The 18,462-nt window shown below is 66.8% G+C and carries 21 protein-coding genes; 20 read left to right on the top strand and 1 reads right to left on the bottom strand.

The window, feature by feature from the left end; translation table 11 throughout:
• Positions 1–400: 400 nt before the first annotated feature.
• Positions 401–694, bottom strand: coding sequence for a hypothetical protein (locus VOI18_RS13510; RefSeq protein ID WP_323762941.1), 294 nt, complete (start codon positions 692–694; stop codon positions 401–403).
• A gap of 40 nt (positions 695–734) precedes the next feature.
• On the opposite strand from VOI18_RS13510, the gene VOI18_RS13505 reads away from it, so the two are divergent.
• From VOI18_RS13505 to VOI18_RS13410, 20 genes are all read left to right on the top strand, one after another.
• Positions 735–1,313: a head-tail connector protein gene (locus tag VOI18_RS13505; RefSeq protein WP_323762940.1), complete on the top strand. Its 579-nt coding sequence runs from the start codon at positions 735–737 to the stop codon at positions 1,311–1,313.
• Positions 1,314–1,321: 8 nt separating this feature from the next.
• Complete coding sequence (locus VOI18_RS13500; RefSeq protein WP_323762939.1) at positions 1,322–1,771, top strand: DUF3168 domain-containing protein; 450 nt, start codon at positions 1,322–1,324, stop codon at positions 1,769–1,771.
• The gene (locus VOI18_RS13495) at positions 1,768–2,184 is read left to right on the top strand and encodes a phage major tail protein, TP901-1 family (RefSeq protein ID WP_323762938.1); all 417 of its coding nucleotides are present in this window, start codon (positions 1,768–1,770) and stop codon (positions 2,182–2,184) included. The genes VOI18_RS13500 and VOI18_RS13495 overlap by 4 nt, the downstream gene beginning before the upstream one ends.
• A gap of 1 nt (position 2,185) precedes the next feature.
• The gene (locus VOI18_RS13490) at positions 2,186–2,455 is read left to right on the top strand and encodes a GTA-gp10 family protein (protein ID WP_323762937.1); all 270 of its coding nucleotides are present in this window, start codon (positions 2,186–2,188) and stop codon (positions 2,453–2,455) included.
• Positions 2,452–2,637: a phage tail assembly chaperone gene (locus VOI18_RS13485; RefSeq protein ID WP_323762936.1), complete on the top strand. Its 186-nt coding sequence runs from the start codon at positions 2,452–2,454 to the stop codon at positions 2,635–2,637. The genes VOI18_RS13490 and VOI18_RS13485 overlap by 4 nt, the downstream gene beginning before the upstream one ends.
• Complete coding sequence (locus VOI18_RS13480) at positions 2,634–3,158, top strand: phage tail tape measure C-terminal domain-containing protein (protein ID WP_323762935.1); 525 nt, start codon at positions 2,634–2,636, stop codon at positions 3,156–3,158. The genes VOI18_RS13485 and VOI18_RS13480 overlap by 4 nt, the downstream gene beginning before the upstream one ends.
• On the top strand, positions 3,155–3,781 hold the full coding sequence (locus VOI18_RS13475) for a DUF2460 domain-containing protein (protein WP_323762934.1): 627 nt from the start codon (positions 3,155–3,157) through the stop codon (positions 3,779–3,781). The genes VOI18_RS13480 and VOI18_RS13475 overlap by 4 nt, the downstream gene beginning before the upstream one ends.
• Before the next feature lie 30 nt (positions 3,782–3,811).
• Positions 3,812–4,480 (top strand): DUF2163 domain-containing protein, encoded by a 669-nt coding sequence (locus VOI18_RS13470; protein WP_323762933.1) that lies wholly within the window; start codon positions 3,812–3,814, stop codon positions 4,478–4,480.
• Positions 4,477–4,986, top strand: a complete 510-nt coding sequence (locus tag VOI18_RS13465; protein ID WP_323762932.1) for an NlpC/P60 family protein — start codon at positions 4,477–4,479, stop codon at positions 4,984–4,986. The genes VOI18_RS13470 and VOI18_RS13465 overlap by 4 nt, the downstream gene beginning before the upstream one ends.
• Positions 4,968–8,726: a baseplate multidomain protein megatron gene (locus VOI18_RS13460; protein WP_323762931.1), complete on the top strand. Its 3,759-nt coding sequence runs from the start codon at positions 4,968–4,970 to the stop codon at positions 8,724–8,726. The genes VOI18_RS13465 and VOI18_RS13460 overlap by 19 nt, the downstream gene beginning before the upstream one ends.
• A gap of 86 nt (positions 8,727–8,812) precedes the next feature.
• The gene (locus tag VOI18_RS13455; RefSeq protein WP_323762930.1) at positions 8,813–9,739 is read left to right on the top strand and encodes a DnaJ C-terminal domain-containing protein; all 927 of its coding nucleotides are present in this window, start codon (positions 8,813–8,815) and stop codon (positions 9,737–9,739) included.
• Between the two features lie 64 nt (positions 9,740–9,803).
• Positions 9,804–10,148, top strand: coding sequence for a PepSY domain-containing protein (locus VOI18_RS13450; RefSeq protein WP_323762929.1), 345 nt, complete (start codon positions 9,804–9,806; stop codon positions 10,146–10,148).
• A 9-nt stretch (positions 10,149–10,157) separates the two neighbouring features.
• The gene (locus tag VOI18_RS13445) at positions 10,158–10,835 is read left to right on the top strand and encodes a response regulator transcription factor (protein WP_011642876.1); all 678 of its coding nucleotides are present in this window, start codon (positions 10,158–10,160) and stop codon (positions 10,833–10,835) included.
• Positions 10,832–12,217, top strand: a complete 1,386-nt coding sequence (locus VOI18_RS13440; protein ID WP_323762928.1) for a sensor histidine kinase — start codon at positions 10,832–10,834, stop codon at positions 12,215–12,217. The genes VOI18_RS13445 and VOI18_RS13440 overlap by 4 nt, the downstream gene beginning before the upstream one ends.
• Positions 12,218–12,331: 114 nt before the next feature.
• Positions 12,332–13,639 carry a hypothetical protein gene (locus tag VOI18_RS13435; RefSeq protein ID WP_323762927.1) on the top strand — a complete coding sequence of 436 codons (1,308 nt, stop codon included), beginning with the start codon at positions 12,332–12,334 and terminating at the stop codon, positions 13,637–13,639.
• 58 nt (positions 13,640–13,697) lie between these two features.
• Positions 13,698–14,369 (top strand): DUF938 domain-containing protein, encoded by a 672-nt coding sequence (locus tag VOI18_RS13430; protein ID WP_323762926.1) that lies wholly within the window; start codon positions 13,698–13,700, stop codon positions 14,367–14,369.
• Positions 14,366–14,842: a cytochrome c maturation protein CcmE gene (ccmE, locus tag VOI18_RS13425; RefSeq protein ID WP_323762925.1), complete on the top strand. Its 477-nt coding sequence runs from the start codon at positions 14,366–14,368 to the stop codon at positions 14,840–14,842. Before VOI18_RS13430 ends, ccmE begins: the two co-directional genes overlap by 4 nt.
• Positions 14,843–14,924: 82 nt before the next feature.
• Positions 14,925–16,154 carry a bifunctional alpha/beta hydrolase/OsmC family protein gene (locus VOI18_RS13420; RefSeq protein WP_323762924.1) on the top strand — a complete coding sequence of 410 codons (1,230 nt, stop codon included), beginning with the start codon at positions 14,925–14,927 and terminating at the stop codon, positions 16,152–16,154.
• 101 nt (positions 16,155–16,255) lie between these two features.
• Entirely contained in the window at positions 16,256–17,773 is a 1,518-nt protein-coding gene (locus VOI18_RS13415) for a Do family serine endopeptidase (RefSeq protein WP_323762923.1), read from the top strand.
• Positions 17,742–18,461 carry a response regulator transcription factor gene (locus tag VOI18_RS13410; RefSeq protein ID WP_416374888.1) on the top strand — a complete coding sequence of 240 codons (720 nt, stop codon included), beginning with the start codon at positions 17,742–17,744 and terminating at the stop codon, positions 18,459–18,461. The genes VOI18_RS13415 and VOI18_RS13410 overlap by 32 nt, the downstream gene beginning before the upstream one ends.
• The last annotated feature ends 1 nt before the right edge of the window (position 18,462 follow it).

Below are 18,462 nucleotides of genomic sequence, written 5' to 3'. Positions count from 1 at the left end.
AACGGGCGAGAGCCCCATCCCTGTGCGGTCGCGACAGCGGCAGGGGGGCCAAGGTTGCTGCCAAGGCCCCCCATCCGGCGCACACACTCTAACACCATCTCAAACAGACAATCCCTGATGGACGCCCGGCGAAGGCCGGGCGAAAGTCAGGGACCTATGTGATTGCAGACAGTTAGGTCCCCGCCCTGCGTCCCGCGTTCGCGGGACATCCGGCGGGGATGACAAATGTTTGTAGCGTTGGTGTGACGCGCCCCCCGGCGCTCACCCCGCCATACATCCCTTGCCGGGACCTCGCCGCATCCGGTTTTCCAGGTCAAGGGCGCCGCAGGCGCCGCTGCGCGGTTCCACCCTTGAGCTGGAAAACCGGATACGGCCGGCTGGCTTGCAAGGGATCAATGGCTCAGTCCGCGCTGGGGCGCGTCTCGGCATTACCTGGCAGGTTGAAGCTCGCGGCAATGCGGTCGTCCAGATCACTATCGACCCAGCGTCGCTGGGTCATCAGTGTCCACAGGACGAGGAGCGGGTAGGCTTGGAACCAGCACGAGATGGCGGCCAGCGGCACCCAGATCACGGCCGCGCCGGCCCAGATCAAAGGGCCGGCTTGAGGTAGCCAGACTGGCATCAGCAACAAGCTCGCGAACGGCACAACGACCAGAAGCAACAGTCGAATGAAGTCGCTTTGATCGAGCTTCATGCGCCGATTGCCTTTTTTCTCACTCCTGGAGTTCTCCCCCATGTCCCTCACACTCCTTGATCCGCCTTTCGCGGAGCCTGTCAGCCTGTCTGAGGCCAGGGCGCGCCTTCGGGTGGCGGATGCGTCGCAGGATGACGCGATCAATCATTGGATACAAACCGCCCGGGCGCGTGTCGAGCGGGATACGGGGCGGGCCTGTCTCGCCCAGACCTGGCTGGAACGGCGCGATGTGTGGTGGGGCGAGGGGCGCCTGTCGGCGTTCGGGACGCGGTTTCGCCTGTTGAAACCGCCTCTGATCGCTCTGGAGGCGGTCACGGTATACGGGCTGGATGATGCGCCGTCGGAGATCGATCCGGCGGCGTTTTTTGTCGACACGCTGAGCGATCCGGGACGCCTCGTGCTGAGGCCGGGGCAGAGCTGGCCGCTGCCGGGCCGGGCGGCGGCTGGGATCGAGATCCGCTTTCGCTGTGGCTATGGCGATCAGCCCGAGGACGTGCCGGCGCCGCTGCGCGAAGCCATTCTCCAGCTCACCGTCCATCTCGCCGAAACCAATGGCGCCAGTGCCCTGCCGCCTGGTGTGGCGGCGCTGATCGCGCCTTACCGTCCGGTGATGTTGTGAGCGGCCCCGTGACGTCTCCGGTGGAGGCCCTGCGCGAAGCCCTGACAGCGCAGTTTGCCAGCGACCCGGCGGTGATGATCCTGCTGGGAGACCCGATCCGCCTTTATGACGAGCGCTCGACCCGCGCCGCCTTTCCGCATGCCAGCTGGGGCCGCATCGAGACCCATGAGCGCGGTGCCGACGGTGTCCGCCTGCTGGAAATCCGCCTGGGTCTGGATGTCTGGTATCGCGATGGCGAGCCCGGACCGGTGCTCGACGCGCTGGCCGACAGTGTCACGGCCGCCATGCTGCCCGGCCTGCCAGACCCCGTTCTGCCCGAGCCCTGGCGCCTGATCACACTCACCCCCGCCTATCGAGACGTCTTTGCGACCCGCGAACGCCGCCTGAAACGCGGGCTTTTGCGTCTGCGGGCGGTGATGGGCGATGCGAGCCAAACCCAACAAGGAGACCTGCCATGAGTGTCCAATCCGGCCGCGATATCCTGATCCGTATCGGCGATGGCGGTGACCCGCCGGTCTTTACGGCGGCCGCTGGCCTGCGGCTGAAGACGATTTCGCTCAATGCCCGTCTTGTCGATGTGACGCATGCCGACAGTGCCGGTGGCTGGCGCGAGTTGTTGGACGGGGCGGGGTTGAAGACCTGTGCCGTGTCCGGCTCAGGCGTGTTTGTCGATGCGGCGGCGGATGCGCGGATCCGGCAGGCCTTTTTCGATCGCTCCTGCGACAGCTGGCAGCTGGTCATCCCCGATTTCGGCACGCTGACCGGCGCCTTCCAGGTGGCGGCGCTGGATTATGCCGGCCGGCATGATGGCGAGGCGACCTGGTCTATGAGCCTGGCCTCGGCGGGTCCGCTGGCCTTCGAGGCGCTCTGAGATGGCCAATCGGCAACGCGGCGAGGTCGAACTCGTCATCGGTGAGCGGACGCTGACGCTCTGCCTCACCCTGGGAGCCCTGGCGGAAATCGAAGCGCTTTGTCCGCCCGGCGAGGCGCTGGGCGCCGGACGCCTGTTGTTGATCGTCGCCGTGCTGGCGCGCGGTGGCGGGGAGACGATCAGTCTGGATGAGCTGAAGGCCGCCCCGCTCGATATCGGCGACGCCGCCAAGGCCGTGGCCGACTGTCTCAGCCTTGGCAGCGCACCATGAACTGGGCGCTTGTCCTGCGCACCGGCCACGCCCTGGGGCTGGGGCCTGAACAGGTCTGGCGCCTGTCGCTGGTCGAATGGCGCGCCCTGACCGCCGCGAATGGCCAGGCCTCGCTCGACCGGGCCGGGTTGGAGGCACTGCGGTCCCGATTTCCTGATCTGAACAAGGAGGCAAAGCCATGACCTCATCCCGTCCTGACACCCCGTTGGATGATTTTGCCGACGGAGCCGGACAACGCGCTGCCGAGGCGCTGGAAACCGCTTTCGAGCGCGCCGGCAGCCGGATCGAGCAGGCGCTCGGCCGGGCGGCGCGGTCCGGCGAGGCGGACTTCTCGCGCATGACCGAGGCGATCCTCGCTGATCTGGCCCGACTGGCCACGCAGCAGGTGATCGAACGGCCGCTGGCCGGGCTGATCGACCGGGCGCTGGGGGCGATCACGCCGGATGGGGCGCGGGCCGAAGGCGGACCGGTGCAGCCGGGTGGCGCCTATCTGGTCGGTGAGCGCGGGCCGGAACTCTTCACCCCGGGCGTGGCCGGGCAGGTCAGCCCGTCGGGTGGTGGCGTTGGCAGCCAGTCCGTCCATATCCACCTGACCCTGCCGCCGGGATCAGGCGAGAGCAGCGAACGCGCCATTGCGCAATCGCGAGGCCGGATCGCCCGCTCGCTGGCGAGGGCGGTCGATGAGGGGAGGCGCTGGTCATGAGCGTGTTTCACGAGGTTCGTTTCCCCTTCTCTGTCTCGGTCGGTGCCAGCGGCGGCCCGGAGCGGCGCACCGGGATCGTGCCGCTGGTCTCCGGCCGCGAGCAACGCAATACGCCCTGGGCCGACAGTCGCCGTCGCTATGATGCCGGGCCGGGCGTGCGCTCGCTGAGCGACACCCACACGCTGATCGCATTCTACGAAGCGCGGCGCGGGCCATTGCACGGGTTTCGCTTTCGCGACCCGTTCGACAATCGCTCCGCGGCGCCGGACCAGGCCCCGGACCCGTCCGATCAATTGATCGGCACCGGCGACGGCACCGCGACCCAGTTCCAGCTGGTCAAGCATTATGAGAGTGGCGGCGAGGCGTGGACCCGCACCATCACCAAGCCGGTCGAGGGCTCGGTCCGGCTGGCCGTGGACGGGGAGGAAACGCTCGACTTCACGCTCGATCCCGCGAACGGGCTGGTCACCTTGGTCGATCCGCCGACGGCCGGGCAGGCGGTGACGGCGGGTTTTGCCTTTGACGTGCCGGTGCGTTTTGCCAGCGAGCGGCTCGATCTTGCCCTCGACGAGCCCGGTGCGGCGTCGGCGCTGTCCATCCCCCTGATCGAAATCAGACCCTGAACACGGCCCCGAAGACTGCCGGAGGTGATCATGAAAACCGTGCCTGTATCCATCCAGGCGGCGCTCGATGAGGGCGTCACCACCTTGTGCGACTGCTGGATCGTGACCCGCGCTGACGCGTCCCGTTTCGGCTTTGCCGATCATGACCGTGATCTGGAGTTTGAAGGCGTGACCTGCCGCGCCGGAAGTGGATTTGGTGGCAGCGACGTCGCGGCGGAAACCGGTCTGGCACCGGATCAGGGCGGCCTGGTCGGCGCACTCGATGATGAGGTCCTGCGCCGCGACGATCTGGAAGCCGGGGTCTGGTCCGGTGCGCGGGTCGAAAGCTGGCGCGTCGACTGGGCGAGCGATCCGCCGGTTGGCGTGAAGACCGGGCAGGGCGAGCTGGGCGAGATCCGCCGCGTCGATGGCCGCTTCGAGGCCGAGCTTCTGGGGCTGGTCCATCGTCTGGGCCGGGTCTGTGGCCGGGTCTTCGCCCGTCGCTGTGACGCGGTGCTGGGCGACGGGCGCTGCGGGGTCGATGCCGGTCACCCCGGTTTTGCGCTGGGCTGTGACCAGGCCCTCACCACCTGCCGCGACCGGTTTGCCAATGCGCTCAATTTTCGCGGCTTCCCGCACATGGTCGGCAATGATGTGCTGCAAGCCTCGCCGGCCAGCGAGCGGGTCCGCGATGGGGCGTCACGGGGGCTGGGCGGATGAGGCGGGGCAAGCGCGCCGTCGTCACGGCCCGTGGGCGGGCCCGTGTTCGGGCGCTGGCCGAAGCCCGGCGCTGGATCGGTACGCCCTACGGCCACCAGGCCAGTTGCCTGGGCGCCGGCTGTGACTGTCTGGGCCTCGTGCGCGGGATATGGCGGACGCTTTATGGCGACGAGCCGCAGACAGTTCCGCCCTATGGCCAAGACGTCGCCGGGACCCCCCTTGCCGCCGCACTGATGGCGGCAATCAGCGCTCATTTCATCGAAATCGACAGGACCAATCCGCGGCCTGGCGATGTCCTCCTGTTTGCTGACCGGCCGGGCGGGACGGCACGTCATTGCGCGGTGCTGTCGCAGCGCGACCGGATCATCCACGCCTATTGGCGGCGCAGCGTTGTTGAGACGGCACTCACACCCTGGTGGCGCCGCCGTCTGGTCGCCGCCTTCGCCTTTCCCGACCTGCCCCCTGCTGAACCCCGCGAGGAGATGACATGGCCCAACTTGTCCTGACCGCCGGACGTGTTGCCCTGGGTGCGGCCCGCGCGGCCCTGCCAACGCTGGGGCGGATTGCGGCCGGTGTCGCCATCAATTCGCTTCTGCCCGGACGCGAGGGGCCGCGCCTGCTGGAACTGCCGGTCCAGACATCCACCGATGGCGCCGCCATGCCGAAAGTCTGGGGCCGCGCCCGTCTGGCTGGTCAGGTGATCTGGGCGGCCCGTTTCACCGAGCACGCCCAGACTTCTGGTGGCGGCAAGTCCGGGCCGAAGGAGACCGGTTTTACCTATTCGCTCTCCTTCGCGGTCGGGCTGTGTGAAGGCGAGATTTCCGGTATCGGGCGGATCTGGGCCAATGGCGCGCTGCTCGACCCGTCTCGCTATCCAGTACGCTGGCATGCTGGCAGCGAGGACCAGCTGCCTGACCCGTTGATCACCGCCATTGAAGGGCCGGATGCGCCGGGTTTTCGCGGCACCGCTTATCTGGTGCTCGAAGACCTGCCGCTGGATGAATTCGGGCATCGCCTGCCCAACCTCTCCGTCGAGGTGTTTCGCGGGGTCGGGTCGGATGGGCTGGAACGGCAGGTGCGCGGGGTCAACCTGATCCCCGGCTGCGGCGAATTTGCGCTGAGCCCGGATCCGGTCATGCGGCTGGAAGGGCCGGGCGCCGAGACGCCGATCAATCGCAATAATGCCCGCGGGCTGAGTGATGTGCTGGCCGCGCTCGATGATCTGGAACGCGACCTGCCGGCCTGTCGCTCGATGCAGATCGTGCTGGCCTGGTTCGGTGATGATCTGCGCTGCGGGGAATGCCAGATCCGGCCCGGTGTCGAGGATCGCGACACCCAGACCCGCCCGACCCACTGGCGCGTCGCCGGGGCGGACCGGGATGCCGCCTGGCTGGTCGGCCGGATCGATGACCGTCCCGTCTATGGCGGAACGCCGGATGATGCCGGTGTGGTGGCGCTTATCGGCGAACTCAAGGCGCGCGGTTTTGCGGTCACGCTCTACCCCTTCATCCTGATGGATATTGCCGATGGCAACGCCCTGCCGGATCCCGATGGCGGAACCGGCCAGCCCGCCTATCCATGGCGCGGACGCATCCGGCCGGAGGCCGGCGGTGTGGCCGCTCAGGTGGACGCGTTCTTCGGCACCGCAAAGGCGTCGGACTTCTCGGTCCATGGCGGCGCGGTCAGCTATACCGGCCCGGACGCGTGGCGCTATCGGCGTTTCATCCTGCATTGCGCCGCGCTGGCTTCAGCGGCGGGCGGGGTGGATGGTTTCCTGATCGGATCGGAAATGGTGGCACTGACCACCGCCGGGGCCAGTGAGGGCTATCCGGCGGTCGCGGCGCTGTGCGCGCTGGCGGCCGAGGCGCGCAGCCTGCTCGGCCCGGCGACCCGTCTGTCCTACGCGGCCGACTGGAGTGAGTATCACGGTCACCAGAGTGGCGGCGGGGCCAAGATATTCCATCTCGACCCGCTCTGGTCCCACCCGTCAATTGATGCCGTGGCGATCGATTTCTACATCCCGCTGGCCGATTGGCGCGACGGCACCGACCATCTCGACGCGGCGCTGGCTCCGGGGCCTCACGATGCCGCCTATCTGGCCAGTCACGTGACGGGCGGGGAGGGGTTTGACTGGTTTTACGCTGCACCTCAGGATCGCGACGCCCAGCTTCGCACGCCGATCAGCGATGCGGTGCATGGCGAGGCCTGGGTCTGGCGCTACAAGGATCTTGTCGGCTGGTGGTCGAACGCCCATCACGACCGGCCCGGCGGGGTGCGCAGCGCCAGCCCGACCGGCTGGGTGCCGGCCTCCAAACCCATTTGGCTGACCGAGATTGGCTGTCCCGCGGTCGACAAGGGCGCCAACCAGCCCAATGTCTTCATCGACCCGAAAAGCTCTGAAAGCGCGCCGCCGCACCATTCGACCGGCGTCCGCGACGACCTGATCCAGCGGCGCTATCTGGAAGTCCTGCTGGCGCACTGGGATGACCCATCCGTCAATCCGGTCTCGCCGCTTTATGGCGGCCCGATGGTCGAGCCGGACTGGACCCATGTCTGGGCCTTCGACGCGCGCCCCTGGCCGGACTTCCCCGCGCGCTCGGAGATCTGGTCGGACGGGGCAAATTGGCGGCTGGGCCACTGGCTCAATGGTCGCGCCGGCCTGGTCCCGGTCGCGCGGATCATCGACCAGCTTTGCGATAGTGCGGCGCTGGCCGAGCGCGATACCACCGCCGTACAGGATCTGGTCGCGGGCTATGTTGTTGACCGGCCGATGCCGGTCCGGGATGCGCTGGCGCCCTTGCTCGACTTGCTGGGTATCGGCGTCATCGAGGGCACCGATCATGTGCGTTTTGTCTCCGCCGGGGTGGAGAGCGGCGCCGATACCCTGACGCTCACCGGCCCGGTCGATACGGGCGAGGACAGCGTCACCCGTGTCCATCCCGCACCGCTGGACCTTGTCCGTGATGTCGCGCTGGGGTTTTACGATGATCGCGCCAGCTATCGCACCGGTCATGCCTCGGCGCGGGGCACGCTGGGGACGGTGACGACACGCTCCCTGATCGTGCCGGTCATCGCCGATGCCGACACCGCCCGCCGCTGGTGCGGCGACCACCTGCTGGCAGTTCACGCGCAGGCCGAGCGGCTCGATCTGGTCCTGCCGCCCGATTTCCTGGCGGTGGAGGTCGGCGACCGGATCACGGTCGAGGGAGTCACCTGGCAGGTCGGCGCTTTGGATGGCGATGCCGTGCGCACCGCCAATCTGCACCGTCCCACCGGACAGGCGCCCACCGTGTCGGCTGGTGAGACCGGCAGCGACATGCCATTGCCTGACACGCTCATGCGACCGGCGCTGGAAGTGCTCGACCTGCCGCTCCTGACCGGTGAAAGCCGGGAAGGGCCGGTGGTCGCGGCCTGGGCCAGGACCTGGCCGGGTGCCATTGATGTCTACCTGTTCGATCGTCACGCCGTGACCCTGACCCGCCCGGCGCGGATGGGGTGGCTGGTCGACGGCCTGCCGGCCGGTCCGGTTGGCCGCTGGGACCGGGCGCATGCCATGCACGTTGATCTGGATTGGGGCGCCCTGGACAGCACTGACCCGGACGGGGTTCTGGGCGGGGCCAACCGGCTCGCCGTCGAGGCCTTGCCCGGCCTCTGGGAGGTGATGGCTTTCAGTCAGGCCGAACTGCTGGCGCCCGGTCGCTATCGACTGACCGGTCTGTTGCGCGGTCTGGGCAATGGGGTATCGCGAGCCGCCGCCAGTGGTGCCCGTATCGTGGTGCTGGATGCGGCCTGTCAGGCGATGACCCTGGCCCCGCACGAGCGCGGCGTGCCGTTGGAACTGACGGCTGTCGCTGCCGGTTATCCAACCAGCGATGACGCCGCGACCCGGCGCGACGCGCCGCCGGTCGCCGCTGACCTGACACCACTGGCCCCGGTCCATCTGACGCTGGCCCGGACGACTGGTGTGCTGCGTGCCGACTGGATCCGCCAGACCCGCATCGGCGGCGATGACTGGTCGGCGCCGGATGTGCCGCTGGGGGAGGAAGCCGAGGCCTGGCAGGTCGAGCTTTTTGCCGCCGGTGTGGTGCACCAGCTGGACGATGTCACAAGCTCGGGCCTGACCCTTGCCGACAGCGAACTGGTCGCGGCGTTCGGGACGCTGCCGGATCATCTGACGGTCCGTGTGGCGCAACGATCGACGCGTGTCGGGCCGGGGTGGGCCGCAGAGGCTGAGGTCGATCTGTGAGCTGTGCTTTGATATCGGCTGCAAAGCCGCTTACATGATGCGTGGCCTTCAAGGCCAACAGGCTTTACCGGCAAGGCATGACGGGTATGGACGATCCCTACAAGACGCTCGGCGTCCCCAAAACGGCGAGCGCCGATGAAATCCGCAAGGCTTACCGCAAGCTGGCCAAGGAGCTGCACCCGGATTCCAATCCCGGCAATGCGGCGGCCGAGGAGCGTTTCAAGCACGTGTCGCAAGCCTTCAAACTGCTGTCTGACCCTGAAAAGCGGGCCGAGTATGACGCGGCCGCGCGAGCCGGCTTTCATCCCGGCATGGGCGGTATGGGCGGTATGGGTGGCATGGGCGGCGGTCCCGGTGGCAAGCCGTTCAACTTCCGCCAGTCGCGTCATCAGGGTCGCGGCGGGTTCGAGGACATCTTCTCCGACCTGTTCACCGATTTCGGCGGTCAGGGCGGCGGCGGGCGCCAGCGCCAGGCCCCGCGCAAGGGGGTTGATGTGCGCCAGACCGTGACCGTTGATTTCATGCAGGCGGCCCAGGGAGGCAAGCACCGGGTGACCCTGGCCGGTGGCCGCACGCTGGACGTGGCGGTTCCGTCCGGCGCCAGCGATGGCCAGGTGCTGCGCCTGCGCGGACAGGGCGAGGCATCGGCCATGGGCGGCGAGCCGGGCGATGCGTTGATCGAGATCCGGGTCGCCGAGCACAAATTCTTTTCGCGTTCGGGTGATGATGTGCGTCTTGAACTGCCCATCAGCCTCAAGGAAGCCGCGCTGGGTGCCAAGGTGCGGGTCCCGACCATCGACGGCGCTGTCGATGTGCGGGTGCCGCCTGGCTCCTCGACTGGCACACTGCTGCGCCTGCGCGGCAAGGGATTTGCCGGCAGCAAGGGCAAGCGCGGCGACCAGCTGGTCCGGCTGATGGTGGCGCTGCCGTCCGGCGATGAGGCGCTGAAGGCCTTCCTCGAGAAATGGTCGCCACCCGATGGCCATGACCCGCGCAAGGGTCTGCATTCGTGACGGTGATGTTTTGGTAGTATGTTGTTCAGCACGGGTTCAGGGGGAGCCCGTCAATGTGAGTGCCATGTTGAGAAACCTAGTGATCCTTGCTGGCGCCCTGAGCGTCTTCGCAGCCCCCGCCAGGGCCGACGGACTTGATCCGGCGGTCGTGGAGCCTGCCGGCTATGCCAGCCTGCAGGACCGTTACACGGCGCCTGAAGCCCGCGACGCCCGGCGTCAGGGTGATGTGGTGCCGGCCCTGCGTGTGATCTCCGAAGTGCGTCGCCGCTATCCGGGTGCCGATGTGCTCGATGCCGAGCTCGAGGGCGGTGGTTCACCGCGGTATGTGATCAAGATTCTCACCCGTGAGGGTCGCCGCGTGGATGTGGTTGCCGATGCCCGGACCGGGCAGATACTGTTTGAACGATAGGGGGATTGCATGCGCGCGCTTGTTGTTGAAGACGATCCGGATCTGAACCGCCAGCTTGGCCGGGCTCTCGAGGATGCCGGCTATGCCGTCGACGCTGCTGTCGATGGTGAGGACGGGCATTTCATGGGCGACACCGAACCCTATGACGTGGTGGTCCTGGACCTTGGCTTGCCCAAGATGGACGGCGTCACCGTTCTGGAGCGCTGGCGTCAGGCCGGGCGTGATTTTCCGGTCCTGATCCTGACCGCGCGCGATCGCTGGTCGGAAAAGGTGGCGGGCTTTGATGCCGGCGCCGATGACTATCTCACCAAGCCTTTCCACACCGAGGAATTGCTGGCCCGCATGCGCGCCCTGACGCGCCGCGCCGCCGGTCACACCACGGCGACGATCGAGTGCGGCGGCCTGTCCATCGACACACGCGGCGCCCGCGTCTTCATTGATGGCGCGCCGGTGAAGGTGACCTCGCACGAGTTTCGCATGTTGTCCTACCTGGCCCATCACCAGGACCGGGTGATCTCGCGCACCGAGCTGGTCGAGCATATTTACGACCAGGATTTCGACCGCGACAGCAATACGATCGAGGTCTTTGTCGGTCGTCTGCGCAAGAAGATCGGGACCGACCGGATCGAGACCGTGCGCGGGCTGGGCTATCGACTGGTTGATCCGGTGGCGCGCCCGGTTTCGTGAAGCGTCGCGCCTCCCTCGCTTTCAGGCTGTTTGCCGGCGCCGCCGCCTGGGCGCTGGCACTTCTGCTACTGGGCGCCATTGCCCTGACCACGCTCTACCAGCGCTCGGTCCTGCGCACGATGGACGACCGGCTGTCCAGTGTCGTCGAGGCGCTGGTCGCAGCCGCCGAGACCGATCCCGGTGGCGGCATCGTTCTGGCTCGCAGGCCCTCCGACCCGGCCTATGACCGGGTCTTCTCCGGCCGCTACTGGCAGATATTCGATGGCCCGACCATGGAGGGCGGCGGACACCAGGCCCTGGTCGTGTCCCGGTCCCTCTGGGATGAAACCCTGTCACCGCCGGAAGCCCTGATGACCTCCCTGCTGGCCAGTCCCGGCCAGGTGATGTCCTTCGACACCAAGGGCCCCAGTGGCGAACCCTTGCGCCTGACCGCGCAGGCGGTGCAGCTGCCGGCCCGTCCGGATCTGGTCATCATGATGGCGGCCGAGGATCGCGAGGCCGCAGACCGCGATGTGCGCAATTTCGCCATGACCTCCGGCATCATGTTTCTCGGCTTTGCCACGGCCATTGCGGCCGGTGTCTTCTTTCAGGTCCGCATCGGCCTGGCGCCGGTGTTGCGCATGCGCACCCGCGTTGCCGAAGTGCGCGAAGGCAATCAGGAGCGCGTCGATGGCGAGTTTCCGGTCGAACTCCAGCCCCTGGCCGATGAACTCAACGCCATGCTCGATCATTCCCGCGAGCTGGTCGAACGGTCCCGCACCCATGTCGGCAATCTCGCCCACGCCCTGAAAACACCCATCGCCGTTCTGACCAATGAGGCGCGCACCTCCGATGGCGCTCTCGCCGAGCTGGTCCAGCGCCAGACCGGGGTCATGACCGCACAGGTCGAACACCATTTGCGCCGCGCCCGGGCGGCGGCCCATGCCAAGGCGGTCGGCGCGCGGACACCAGTGGCCCCGACGGTGGGAGATCTGTCGCGGACGCTGGAGAAGATCAACGCGGCGCGGGGCATCCGCATCACGTTCGAGGCCGAGGAGGGCCTCAATTTCAAGGGTGAGCGTCAGGACCTTGAAGAGATGATTGGCAATCTGATGGACAATGCCTGCAAGTGGTCGGGCGGCGAGGTCCATGTCGTGGCCCGGCGGACGGGCGCGCGGGAACTGGCGGTCATCATCGAAGACGACGGCCCCGGCCTTGCCCCGCAGGAGTGCGAAGCGGCCTTGCAGCGCGGGGTCCGGCTGGACGAACAGGCCCCGGGCTCGGGTCTTGGCCTGGCCATTGTTTCGGACCTGGCCAAGGCCTATGGTGGAGAGCTCAGCCTGTCGAGATCAGAACTCGGCGGCCTGGCGGCCCGTATTGGTCTTCCCGCGACTGCTCGCTAAGTGCTCATTAACCCAAGTCGTTGAAGACTAGGGTTAGCAAAAGACTGTGTATTCTGGATCATGGCCAATCTCTCGCCTTCTCAGCGAGCCAAACTCGAAGCGCTGTGGCGAAGCATGCCCGAGAAAATGCGGGCGGCATTGCGAGCCACAACCAAGGCGGCCGCTGCGAGTGATCCAGCGTCGGCGGCGCTCGACACCATTTTTTCGGAGCTTGAAGACGCCCTTCGTTCGCCGGCCGGTGACCTGGCGAAGGCCTATGTGCTGTCTCCGTTGCGGCCACTGGTCGGTGATTCCGCGCTCATACCGCCGTCCCGCTTCCGCTTTTCCGCCGAGGACCTGTCCAAGATCTGGGGCTGGATGGGCCGGCACCTCGCCAAGGACATGGTCGAAGCCGCCAAGAAGTGCAAATGCCCGGAGCGGGATCCGATCTGGTTCGATTTCCAGCGCCAGGCCGGCGCAGCGCTTGCCGATGCTGTGCACAAGGCGGATCGCGTCCCCAAGGACATGACAGCGCTGCTCAAGCGCTTCGGCAGTGAAGGCCGGGCGATGTTGAGCGACGCCATCGTCCTGCTGAACAATAATGAGCAGATATCCGCCGCGATGGCCCAATTGCCGACGCGGATCGACGACTATGACGATGATCTGACCCTTATCACCAAGAATCTGCACGAGGAGATGGTGGAGAGCAATTCCGAGGCGGCATTGTGGATCCTGCTGCTCACCATGGGCCGGCTGGAAAGTCCCTGGCAGATCTTCCGGGTGGTCCGGCGGATCGGGCGACGTGATGACGACCTGGTCGTTCAAAAAACCGAGCTGGCCGCGGTCGGGGATGCTGTTCTGGGCGATACCGGCTATTTCGCCGCCCGTCTCAAACAACCACCCCAGACCCTGGAAGAGGCGAAAGCCTGTTTCCAGCTTTTCGACCGTTTCGTCGCGTTTTCGACCGGCATGACGGCCGAATTCGGCATCCGCAAGGACGGACGCTGGGGGCGCTCGCTGTTCGGCTTGCGGGCCGAGGCCTCAACCAATGTGGAAAAGATCCTGGCGAAAGTGCCCCTGGCGCTCGATGCCGGCCTGCCGGAACCGCGGCGGGGCCGTACCGGTCGGGTCATACCGGCCCAGATCCCGCCGGCCGCCGCCGTCGACAAGGCCGAAGGGCTGCTCTACTTCCTTGGCCGGTGCCGGGAACACGCAACGGCCGCGGCGATCGCCTCGACCCAGAAGCGCATCGCCGATGCGGCGGAGAAGCGCATGCAGGAGGCCGGCGAGATGCTGGTCGATCTGGTTGCCTCCAGTGAGGGCCAGAACCGGACCACAGCCAGCGACGGGCTCGACATCACCATCCGCCTGCTCGAAAGCGCCGGACACGACGAAGCCGCCTCCCTGTTGCGCCGCCGCGGGGTTGCCGCCGCCGCGGCATAGCGTCCCGGCTGCACCTGTCTGCCTTGCGTTGCCGGGCCGTGCGACATAGGTCGAAACCATGGACAGATCACCGCCAATCCCCAAAGCCCCGGCCCCTGTGGCCCTGGAAAATCGCGCCAGCGATCACGGTCGCCTGTACTCGCCCAGTGCCGCACGCAATCGCGACGCGATCGCGACGGTTCTCGCCCGGGTCCTGCCGACCGGGGCGTCGGTGCTGGAAATCGGATCGGGGACCGGCGAGCATGCGGTGGCCGCGTGCCAGATCCGGCCGGACCTGATCTGGCAGCCCAGCGATCCCGATGCGGCATCCCGCGACAGTCAGGCCGCCTGGGCCGGCGAGGCGGGCGGCGCGATCCGTCCGCCGCTCGAGATCGATCTGCTGCGTCAGGAAACCTGTGCCACCATTGACGGCTTCGACGCGCTGGTGTGCATGAATGTCATCCATATCGCGCCGTGGGCGGTCGCCGAAGCGCTGGCGGCATTGGCCCAAAGCCGGTTGCGGCCGGGCGGGCGTGTTGTCCTGTACGGCCCCTATCTGCTCGGCGACGAAACCGCACCGTCAAACCTGGCCTTCGACGCATCGCTCAAGTCGCGCAATCCGGCGTGGGGCGTGCGTGCACTCGACGCCGTCGTGTCCCTGTTGGCGGCGCACGACCTGGCCCTGGTCGAGCGCGTCGACATGCCGGCCAACAATCTCATGCTCGTTTTCAAACGCCGGGAGCCGGAATGATGCGGCATCGCAATCGACGTCTCGCCACCATCGCCGCATCGGCGACTGTGCTCGTGATCGCGGTCGCACTGGGTCTGGTGGCCCTGCGCAGCGCCGTGGTCTTCTTCTATTCGCCCAGCGAGATCGCGGCGGAGCACCCCGGCGTCGAGGCCCGTATCCGGGTCGGCGGCCTGGTACTGGAGGAGTCGGTTGCAGAGGCTGCCAATGGCGCCACCCGCTTTGTGATCACCGACCGGGTCGAGAACGTGCAGGTGGAATATGCCGGCCTGCTGCCCGATCTGTTCCGCGAAGGCCAGGGGGTGGTGGTCGAGGGCCGGTTCGCCGGCGACGGAGTCTTGCAGGCGAGCACGGTGCTGGCCAAGCATGACGAGACCTATATGCCGCCGGAAGTCGCCGAGGCGCTTCGCGAGGCCGGCGTCTGGCAGGGGGAGGGCGACGCCCAATCCGCAGCCGGAGGCACCGATCGCCGCTGAGACCGGTCGTCGCGCTCAAGCTCTTGTGTCTTGCACCCGTTCGTGGACGCCTTACCTGCAGACCCATTGATGGAGGCAGGAAATGGCACAATCCCGACGTATTGAATTTGCAGGCGCCCTTGGCGAGACGCTCGCGGCACGGCTGGAACTGCCGCACGGCCAACCCCGCGCCTTTGCCCTGTTCGCGCATTGTTTCTCCTGTTCCAAGGACATTCTGGCGGCGAGCCGGATCGCTCGCCGGCTGACCGGCTCGGGTTTCGCCGTCCTGCGTTTCGACTTCACCGGCCTGGGCCAGTCGGACGGCGACTTCGCCAATACCAACTTCTCCTCGAACATCGCTGATCTGATCGCTGCGGCCGACTATCTGGACGCGGAATACGAGGCGCCGGCCCTGTTGATCGGGCACTCGCTGGGCGGTGCGGCGGTTATCGCGGCGGCTGGCAAATTGCCCTCGGTGCGCGCCGTGGCCACGATCGGGGCACCGGCCGATGCGGCGCATGTGACACAGCAGTTCGCGGCTGACCTGGCCGCTATCGAGCGCGATGGTGTGGCCCGGGTGGAGCTGGCCGGTCGTCCCTTCACGCTCAAAAAGCAATTCCTCGATGATATCGCCGACCACAAGGTGGAGGACGCCGCGGCGGGGCTGCGTCGGCCGCTCCTGCTCTTGCACGCGCCGACCGACGCCATTGTCGGGATCGACAATGCGTCGCGGCTGTTCCAGGCCGCGAAACACCCCAAGAGCTTTGTCAGTCTGGACGATGCCGACCATCTGCTTGGCGACGTGAAGGACGCGCTCTACGCCGCCGATACCATCGCCGCCTGGGCCGGGCGATACGTGCCCGAGGCCCGGTCCGAGCCGCCTGCTGCCGCGGGTGAGAGCGTCGTTGTGGTACGGGAGACCGGCGGCGGCCGGTTCGAGAACCATGTCGTTGTTGGCGACCATGTGATGCTGGCCGACGAGCCCGCCTCAGTCGGTGGCCTCGATGCCGGTCCGTCGCCCTATGGCTATCTCAGTGCCGCACTCGGCGCCTGCACCTCGATGACGCTGCGCATGTATGCCAACCGCAAGGGCCTGCCGCTGGACCGGGTCACGGTCAGCACCGGCCATCACAAGGGCCATGCCGAGGATTGCGCCGACTGTGTCGATGGGCAGGAGCGCCATGTCGATATCTTCGAGCGTGAGATCACGCTGGAGGGTGAGCTTGATGGCGATCAGAAGGCCCGGCTTCTGGAGATCGCCGACAAATGCCCGGTCCACCGGACCCTGCACAGCCCGGTGGTGGTGCGGACCCGGTTGAAAGATGACGGGTAAGTTACCATCTGTAATGTTATTGTAATGTTTGAGACAGGCGGGGTTTAGTCCCGCCGCGTGAAGTTGAACCCCTAATCGCAATGGAAAGGTCGTCGACACTCATGATTTCGGTTGATCGCATACGCCGCCTCGGCGGAGTTTCGCTCCTTGTGCTGTCCGCGCTGGCAGCAGGAAGTCTCCTGGATCGCTCGATGGGCGAGGCCTATGCCGTCCAGTCGTCCGAGGCACCGCCGCTCGCCGCGGCCGTGCCGGCCGGTGCGCCCCTGTCATTCGCCGACCTGATCGAAACCGTCAGTCCTTCAGTGGTCACGGTGCAGGTCAGCGGGCTGGTTGAAAACGCACCCTTCGGCAATTCCGGTCCGGATCTCGACAATCTCCCGCCGCAAATGCGCGAGTGGATGGAGCGCCAGTTTGGCGGCCAGCGGCAGATGCCGCAGCCGCAACCGCGCCAGTCGCTGGGCTCGGGCTTCTTCATTTCGGCTGACGGATACCTGGTCACCAACCACCACGTGGTGGCAGATGCCGACGAGATCACCATCGGCACGGCCGAGGGCGAGGAATTCCCGGCCCGTGTCATCGGCACCGATCCGCAGACCGACCTGGCTCTGCTGAAGGTCGACGGCGAGGACGACTTCCCCTTTGTCCGGCTCGAAGAAAATCCCAATTACCGGGTCGGTGACTGGGTCGTCGCGGTCGGCAATCCGTTCGGTCTCGGCGGAACCGCCACGGCGGGCATCATCTCGGCCATCGGACGCCCGATCGGCAATTCCACCTATAACGACTTCATCCAGACCGACGCCTCGATCAATCGCGGCAATTCCGGTGGTCCGACCTTTGACCTCAATGGCAATGTGATCGGGGTGAACTCGCAGATCTTCTCGCCGTCCGGCGGCAATGTCGGCATCGGTTTCGCCATCCCGTCCGACGTCGCGGCCCGTATCATCGCCGACCTGCGCGATGATGGCCGGGTGGCGCGTGGCTGGCTGGGTGTGTCGATCCAGAATGTCACGGACGACATTGCCGAGGCACTCGGACTTGAAAATACCACCGGGGCCATCATCAGCTCGATCGTCGAAGGTGGTCCCGCAGACCGCGCCGGTTTCGAGCGCGAGGATGTGGTGCTGGAAATCGACGGCGAGGCCGTCGACGGCTCCCGCGACCTGACCCGCCGCGTCGGCAATATCCAGGCCGGCGACGACGTCCGCTTCCTGGTACTGCGTGACGGCCGCGAGCGGACCATCCGCGCCACCCTGGGCGACCGCCCGGGCGAGGAGCAACTGGCCAGCATGAGCAGTGTCGATGCCGCTCCGGCGCGGACCACGGTGTTTGGCATGTCGATGGCGCCGCTCGCCGAGGAGGACCGTGAAGTCCGCGGCCTTGGCGCCGATGTCAGCGGGGTCGTGGTCGATGAACTGGAACCCGGCAGCGAGGCTGCCCGCAAGGGTGTCCAGGTCGGTGACATCATCCTGGAAGCCGGCGGCGATGCCGTCGACAGTGCGGAGGCGCTGCGCGCCATCGCCGATGAGGCCCGTGAAGACGGCCGCAGCGCCATCCTGCTGCTGGTCGAGGGACGTGGCGGTCAACGCTATGTTGCCCTGCAACTCGGCTCTGCCGACTAGAGAAAAGGAGATCGGGGTGCGCATTCTGATCGTTGAAGACGACCGCGAAGCGGCCAGCTATATCCGCAAGGGCCTTCGCGAAAGTGGCCATGTGGCCGACCATGCCGGCGACGGTGAGGAGGGTCTGGAAATGGCCCGCGCCGCGGAATACGACGTGCTCGTCGTCGACCGCATGATGCCGCGCATGGACGGTCTGTCGATGGTCGCAGCCCTGCGGGCCGACGATGATCGCACCCCGGTCCTCATTCTCTCCGCGCTCGGCGAGGTCGATGACCGTGTCGAGGGGCTCAAGGCCGGCGGCGATGACTATCTCGTCAAACCCTATGCCTTCGCCGAGCTGCTGGCCCGCGTCGAGGCCCTGGCCCGTCGCCGTGATCCGGACACGGTCCGCACCAAGCTGGTGGTCGGTGATCTGGAGATGGATCTTCTGGCCCGCACCGTGGTGCGCGAGGGCGAGGACATCCTGTTGCAGCCGCGCGAATTCCGTCTGCTCGAATTCCTGATGAAGCATTCCGGCCAGGTGGTGACCCGGACCATGCTGCTGGAAAAGGTCTGGGACTATCATTTCGACCCCCAGACCAACGTCATTGATGTGCACATTTCACGTCTGCGCTCGAAGATCGACAAACCCTTCCCGCGCTCGCTGCTGCACACCGTGCGCGGAGCCGGCTACCGCCTTCAGGCCTGAT

This window comes from Maricaulis sp. (genome assembly GCF_034670125.1).
GTDB lineage: Bacteria > Pseudomonadota > Alphaproteobacteria > Caulobacterales > Maricaulaceae > Maricaulis.
This window is presented reverse-complemented; position numbering and strand designations above follow the sequence as displayed.

Bases quoted from the DNA above. Each gene is read 5' to 3' on its own strand.
- VOI18_RS13510 (WP_323762941.1), bottom strand. From the start codon at position 694: ATGAAGCTCGATCAAAGCGACTTCATTCGACTGTTGCTTCTGGTCGTT.
- VOI18_RS13505 (WP_323762940.1), top strand. From the start codon at position 735: ATGTCCCTCACACTCCTTGATCCGCCTTTCGCGGAGCCTGTCAGCCTG.
- VOI18_RS13495 (WP_323762938.1), top strand. From the start codon at position 1,768: ATGAGTGTCCAATCCGGCCGCGATATCCTGATCCGTATCGGCGATGGC.
- VOI18_RS13490 (WP_323762937.1), top strand. From the start codon at position 2,186: ATGGCCAATCGGCAACGCGGCGAGGTCGAACTCGTCATCGGTGAGCGG.
- VOI18_RS13485 (WP_323762936.1), top strand. From the start codon at position 2,452: ATGAACTGGGCGCTTGTCCTGCGCACCGGCCACGCCCTGGGGCTGGGG.
- VOI18_RS13480 (WP_323762935.1), top strand. From the start codon at position 2,634: ATGACCTCATCCCGTCCTGACACCCCGTTGGATGATTTTGCCGACGGA.
- VOI18_RS13475 (WP_323762934.1), top strand. From the start codon at position 3,155: ATGAGCGTGTTTCACGAGGTTCGTTTCCCCTTCTCTGTCTCGGTCGGT.
- VOI18_RS13470 (WP_323762933.1), top strand. From the start codon at position 3,812: ATGAAAACCGTGCCTGTATCCATCCAGGCGGCGCTCGATGAGGGCGTC.
- VOI18_RS13465 (WP_323762932.1), top strand. From the start codon at position 4,477: ATGAGGCGGGGCAAGCGCGCCGTCGTCACGGCCCGTGGGCGGGCCCGT.
- VOI18_RS13460 (WP_323762931.1), top strand. From the start codon at position 4,968: ATGGCCCAACTTGTCCTGACCGCCGGACGTGTTGCCCTGGGTGCGGCC.
- VOI18_RS13455 (WP_323762930.1), top strand. From the start codon at position 8,813: ATGGACGATCCCTACAAGACGCTCGGCGTCCCCAAAACGGCGAGCGCC.
- VOI18_RS13450 (WP_323762929.1), top strand. From the start codon at position 9,804: ATGTTGAGAAACCTAGTGATCCTTGCTGGCGCCCTGAGCGTCTTCGCA.
- VOI18_RS13445 (WP_011642876.1), top strand. From the start codon at position 10,158: ATGCGCGCGCTTGTTGTTGAAGACGATCCGGATCTGAACCGCCAGCTT.
- VOI18_RS13435 (WP_323762927.1), top strand. From the start codon at position 12,332: ATGCCCGAGAAAATGCGGGCGGCATTGCGAGCCACAACCAAGGCGGCC.
- VOI18_RS13430 (WP_323762926.1), top strand. From the start codon at position 13,698: ATGGACAGATCACCGCCAATCCCCAAAGCCCCGGCCCCTGTGGCCCTG.
- ccmE (WP_323762925.1), top strand. From the start codon at position 14,366: ATGATGCGGCATCGCAATCGACGTCTCGCCACCATCGCCGCATCGGCG.
- VOI18_RS13420 (WP_323762924.1), top strand. From the start codon at position 14,925: ATGGCACAATCCCGACGTATTGAATTTGCAGGCGCCCTTGGCGAGACG.
- VOI18_RS13415 (WP_323762923.1), top strand. From the start codon at position 16,256: ATGATTTCGGTTGATCGCATACGCCGCCTCGGCGGAGTTTCGCTCCTT.
- VOI18_RS13410 (WP_416374888.1), top strand. From the start codon at position 17,742: ATGTTGCCCTGCAACTCGGCTCTGCCGACTAGAGAAAAGGAGATCGGG.